Genomic DNA, 1,992 nt, shown 5'->3' on the forward strand with positions numbered 1-1,992 from the left:
CTAAGGTGTTGCTCGCCACCGACCCCGCGAGGTCGCGGTACACGAACCACCCCGTCGAACCCGCGAACAACAAGACCGACAGCAGCACGGCGAGCACACCACGCCCCGCGCCGAAGCGGTACGGGTTGGTCGCTGCGTGGAGGACCGGGGCGATTCCGCCCCCGTTGTGTTCACTCATTGGGGATGATCCTAGCGCCCGTCCCTGCGTGTATCCTGTTCGGTCGCCCACGCGCCCCGGGACCGGGGGCCCGAGTCACTCCTCCGGGGGACGGGAACGTGCGGGCAGTCGCACGGTCTGCAGGGCGATGGCCCGGGCCAACCCGGTCAGGCGCTTCTCGTTGGACGAGTCGCGGCGGTAGGCGGTGGCGACCTGGGCGAAGAAGGCCAGGACCAGGACGTAGACGAGCAGGTTGATACCGCGGTCCACGCCCAGGCGCCACGCCACCCGGTTGAGGAGGCCTGGGAAGAGGACGGCGAACATGGCGAAGACGATGGTGAGGATCATCCCGAGGCGTCGCAGTGCGAGGTGGCCCTGGGAGCGCACCGGGCGCAGCAGGAACCAGGCGACGACCACCAGTCCTGCCAGCAGGACGATCTTGATCAACCAGTAGCTGTCCATGTCAGCCAAGGACCAATTCGACGAGGATGTTCACGGAGTTCAACAGTGACTGCCCCTTCGAGCGCGAGTAGTCGGTGTAGCGGATGTGGACGGGGACCTCCCGCCACGGGAGTCCCGTGGCTGCCAGCTGGTTGACGACCTGGGTGGCGTGGGCCATACGGTTCTGGTCCAGGTTGACGGCGCAGAGGGCGTCACGACGGATCAGGCGCAACCCGTTGTGGGCGTCGGTGAGGTGCAGACCCGTCCGCAGGCGCGTGACCAGGGCGGCCGTCCGCAGGATGATCCGGCGCAGTCGACCCACCTCGCTGGTGCCGTCGAGGAACCGGGAGCCGAAGACGATGGCCAGGTCCTCTGCCCGTGCGGTGGAGACCATCGCCTCGGCGTCCTCGACCCGGTGCTGACCGTCGGCGTCGAACGTCACGACATAGGTGGCGTCGGTGGAGTGGAGCACGTAGTCGAAGCCTGTCTGGAGCGCGGCGCCCTGACCGAGGTTGATCGGATGCGTGGCCACGGCAGCACCCGCGGCCAGGGCCATGTCCCCGGACCCGTCAGTGGATCCGTCATCCACGCACAGGACGTGGGGGAAGTGGTCGAGCAGGTCGGTGACGACCTCGTCGATGACGGTCACCTCGTTGTGCAGGGGCACCACCACCCACACGTCGTCATTGCTCGCCATGGGCACCATTGTGGCATCGAGTGCGCCGCGCGACCGACCGCGTGGTCCGGCGGGGGCCGTGGGATCGTAGGATTGCGGGAGTCGTGCGGATCGGAGGGCACATGCCACGGATTTCGGACTCGGCCGACGTCGCCCCGGGCGCGACCATCGGCGAGGGCTCCCAGGTGTGGCACCTCGCCCAGGTCCGTGAGGACGCGGTCCTCGGTGAGGGCTGCGTCATCGGGCGCGGCGCCTACATCGGCACGGGTGTCCACATGGGCGCGCACTGCAAGGTGCAGAACTACGCCCTCGTCTACGAGCCCGCGCATCTGGCCGACGGAGTCTTCATCGGCCCCGGTGTGGTCCTCACCAATGACCACACGCCGCGGGCGGTGAACCCCGACGGCTCCCTGAAGTCCGCCCAGGACTGGGACCCCGTGGGCGTCGACATCGACGAGGGCGCCTCCGTCGGTGCCCGCGCCGTGTGCGTGGCCCCCGTCCGCATCGGCGCCTGGGCCACCGTGGCCGCCGGTGCCGTCGTGACCCACGACGTGCCCGCGTTCGCCCTCGTCGCCGGTGTACCCGCCCGCCGGATCGGCTGGGTCGGACGCGCCGGCGTTCCCCTGGAACCCGTGGAGGGCCACGACGACCTCCTGCGCTGCCCCCGCACCGGCGCCCTGTACCGTTCCACAGCACCCGACCACCTCGAGGAAGTCGA

At 69.5% G+C, this 1,992-nt stretch carries 3 protein-coding genes; 1 reads left to right on the top strand and 2 read right to left on the bottom strand.

Annotation, left to right across the window (positions count from 1 at the left end; translation table 11 throughout):
- Positions 1-253: 253 nt before the first annotated feature.
- The gene (locus tag TA90_RS09820) at positions 254-619 is read right to left on the bottom strand and encodes a DUF2304 domain-containing protein (protein WP_043536054.1); all 366 of its coding nucleotides are present in this window, start codon (positions 617-619) and stop codon (positions 254-256) included.
- A gap of 1 nt (position 620) precedes the next feature.
- Positions 621-1,295 (bottom strand): glycosyltransferase family 2 protein, encoded by a 675-nt coding sequence (locus tag TA90_RS09825; RefSeq protein ID WP_052450740.1) that lies wholly within the window; start codon positions 1,293-1,295, stop codon positions 621-623.
- Positions 1,296-1,396: 101 nt separating this feature from the next.
- On the opposite strand from TA90_RS09825, the gene TA90_RS09830 reads away from it, so the two are divergent.
- Positions 1,397-1,992 (top strand): acyltransferase (locus TA90_RS09830; protein ID WP_043536058.1); only part of this gene is annotated, 596 nt, incomplete at its 3' end.

Origin of the sequence: Actinomyces polynesiensis, assembly GCF_000820725.1 — a bacterium.
GTDB classification, from domain to species: Bacteria; Actinomycetota; Actinomycetes; order Actinomycetales; family Actinomycetaceae; genus Pauljensenia; species Pauljensenia polynesiensis.